Source organism: Collinsella sp. AM24-1 (assembly GCF_003470325.1).
GTDB lineage: Bacteria > Actinomycetota > Coriobacteriia > Coriobacteriales > Coriobacteriaceae > Collinsella.
In genome coordinates, this window is record NZ_QRHM01000012.1 from 1 (window position 1) to 2,935 (window position 2,935).

3 protein-coding genes and 1 tRNA gene are annotated in these 2,935 nt (G+C 59.5%); all 4 read left to right on the forward strand.

Features of this window, described 5'->3' with window-relative positions:
• The first annotated feature begins 195 nt into the window (after positions 1 to 195).
• The 4 genes from DW661_RS05920 (at position 196) to rbr (ending at position 2,698) form a co-directional block, all read left to right on the forward strand.
• Positions 196 to 273 (forward strand) — tRNA-Asp (locus DW661_RS05920).
• A gap of 358 nt (positions 274 to 631) precedes the next feature.
• Positions 632 to 1,117 carry an Rrf2 family transcriptional regulator gene (locus DW661_RS05925; RefSeq protein WP_117629049.1) on the forward strand — a complete coding sequence of 162 codons (486 nt, stop codon included), beginning with the start codon at positions 632 to 634 and terminating at the stop codon, positions 1,115 to 1,117.
• Between the two features lie 21 nt (positions 1,118 to 1,138).
• Entirely contained in the window at positions 1,139 to 2,044 is a 906-nt protein-coding gene (locus DW661_RS05930) for an adenine glycosylase (RefSeq protein WP_118934976.1), read from the forward strand.
• Between the two features lie 114 nt (positions 2,045 to 2,158).
• Entirely contained in the window at positions 2,159 to 2,698 is a 540-nt protein-coding gene (gene rbr, locus DW661_RS05935; RefSeq protein WP_055252097.1) for a rubrerythrin, read from the forward strand.
• The last annotated feature ends 237 nt before the right edge of the window (positions 2,699 to 2,935 follow it).

Genomic DNA, 2,935 nt, shown 5'->3' on the forward strand with positions numbered 1-2,935 from the left:
AAGGAAAGCACTTAATGTGCTTTCCGTCTTGCGCAGGACTGTAGAGCAGCAAACTTAACCCCCGCCCCCAGCACCGGAGACCCTCCCGGAGGGACCGAAAAATTTTTTCAAAAAAGTTGTTGCGCGCCGGACAGACTTCTGTGTATACTAATCCCCGCAGCGCACGCGAGCGGAAACAAACGCGAACGTCTGCCTGGGGAGTTAGCTCAGTTTGGTTAGAGCGCCGGCCTGTCACGTCGGAGGTCGCGGGTTCGAGCCCCGTACTTCCCGCCAACGCAATTAAAGCCACGTCTTCGGACGTGGCTTTTTGCGTTTGATGCACTTTGTTTCGATAGAACGATCGCCCTGGCGCATCTTCGCCCAGAATCCCCGCCCCTTCGGGAACGCAAGTAAAATCTAATAAGCATATCTGTCTAAACAACAGCTTTGTTGCGCAACACCTGTTCAACGAAGCAGGGGGTTAGGTTATACTAAATTGCACTGTGGGCCGCATCTGATGCATTTCGCTCCAAGCGCGGCATTCAGTGGATATCCGATTTACCATTTGGATGTCCTGCGGTCATTTAGCGTCTCGACACAAGCTCGGCCCCGGAGCTCGTTCGAGCTGTTCGTATTCCTTGAAAGGGGAAAAATGGACATATCGAGGAAGACTGATTACGCCCTTCGTATGCTGGCGATGCTTGCCGAGGATCCGGAGCGTTTGCTTTCTGTTCGCACCGCTGCCGAAGAGGTCAATGTTCCGTATTCGTTTGCCCGCTCGATTCAGCACGGTTTGGTCCAGGCCGGTATTGTGGAGAGCCTGCGTGGCGTCCACGGTGGCATGCGTCTCAAGGTCAGTCCGGACGACGTCACCATCCGCCAGGTCGTCGAGGCCGTTCAGGGCCCTATGGTTATGAATGATTGCACCGCACCCGATGGCGACTGTGCACGCATGGGCACGTGCTGCTATCATCCCCTGTGGGCCGGAGCTCAAGCGTTGATGCGCGATTACCTCGATTCCGTTTCGCTCGGCGACATCGTCGCTCACCGCCAGTTCCCGGCCGTCGATCCCAAATTCGCCGACCGCGAAGCGTTTCCCGAGTACGCCACCTGCGCGTGCGCTTGCCGGGAGGAATAGCGCCGCATAAGGAGCATAGATATGATTCAGGACCCCTTTCGTTCGATGATTCGTTCGGAAGGGGTCCTGCGTTATCGTGACCTTCCGTGGCGCCGCACGCGCGATCCGTACATCATTTGGCTTTCTGAGGTCATGCTGCAGCAAACACAGGTACCACGCGTGGAGACGCGTATGCCGGCGTGGCTCGATCGCTTTCCGACCGTGCAGGCGCTTGCCCAGGCCGCGCCTTCCGATGTTTTGGACGCTTGGCAGGGCATGGGCTACAACCGACGCGCTCTGGCGCTTCACGGGGCCGCTCAACGGGTCGTAGAGGATTGGGGCGGGGAGTTTCCGCACGAGACGCGTGACTTGGTCGCTCTGCCTGGTATTGGCCCGGCAACGGCGCAAGGTATCCGGTCGTTTGCGTTTGATCTTCCGGGCGTGTATCTGGAGACCAACGTGCGCACGGTCTTTCTGCATCACTTCTTTCCCGATGTACCGGCTGTTCCCGACCGCGAGCTGGTGCCGCTGATTCAGGCGGCCTGTCCGGCGGTCCCCGGTGCGGCGACCGACGAGATCGCTCCCTTTGCCGTGCCGCTCGATGATGCCGACACGCCGCGCGCGTGGTATTACGCGTTGCTGGATTACGGCGCATATCTAAAAAAGACGTTGCCCAATCCGTCCAGGCGCTCGGCGGGCTATAGCCGTCAATCAAAGTTTGAGGGCTCACGTCGCCAAAAGCGCGCGCATATCGTGCGCATGTTGCTGGCAGCGCGCGATGGCCAACCGGCGGGGATTATGCTTGCTGATGCCGTGGTGGGCGTTAACGATATGGAAGCGGCGGCTGGGCGCGGGCCGGTCGAGCGCGAGCTTGTCGCGGGCATTCTGGCCGACCTGGAGCGTGAGGGCTTTTGCCGAGCCGAGGGCGATCGCTGGCTGAGCATCTAGCCCGTGCAAATCTGAAGAACAGGATTGTAAGGTTTAGATTTCCGACATGAGGGCATCCTAAAGACGAGGCCGCTCGAAGCCTACGGGCGGCATGCGTTGAAGGGAAGTACACCTATGGATTTTGAGAATTCCCAAACCAAGAAGAACCTCGAGACCGCTTTTGCCGGTGAGTCCCAGGCACACACCAAGTATCGCTACTATGCCTCCAAGGCAAAGAAGGACGGCTACGTTCAGATCTCGAACATCTTTGCCGAGACGGCTGGCAACGAGTCCGAGCACGCCAAACTGTGGTTTAAGTATCTGCACGATGGCGCCGTCCCCGATACCCTGGACAATCTGCGCGATGCCGCCGCGGGTGAGAACTACGAGTGGACCACGATGTACGACGAGTTTGCCAAGACCGCCGAGGAAGAGGGCTTTGCCGAGATTGCCGCAAAGTTCCGTGGTGTCGCCGCCGTCGAGAAGGCCCACGAGGAGCGCTACAACAAGCTCGTCGAGCGCATCGAGTCGGGCGAGGTGTTTGAGCGTGAGGGCGTGAAGGTGTGGAAGTGCCTGAACTGCGGGCACCTGCATGTGGGTGCCGAGGCGCCTGAGGTGTGCCCGGTGTGCAACCACCCGAAGGCGTACTTTGAGGAGCAAGTGGTGAACTACTAGCGCTTGGCGCTAGCATGAGCTGGGCCGGGAGGGCCGGACTACCTTCCCTCCTCGCTCACGGCTTCGCAGGGCAACTGCTGGTTTCACCGCTCCGGGCGTCAGACCCGCGGCGCATCCCTTTCCCTCTCGCTCACGGCTTCGCAGAGTCGCGCGAGGCAAAGGCATACGCCGCGGGTCTGACGGCGCGGGCTTGCCAACGAGTTTTGGCTAATAGATTGGTTTGCGTGCCGCCCCTTT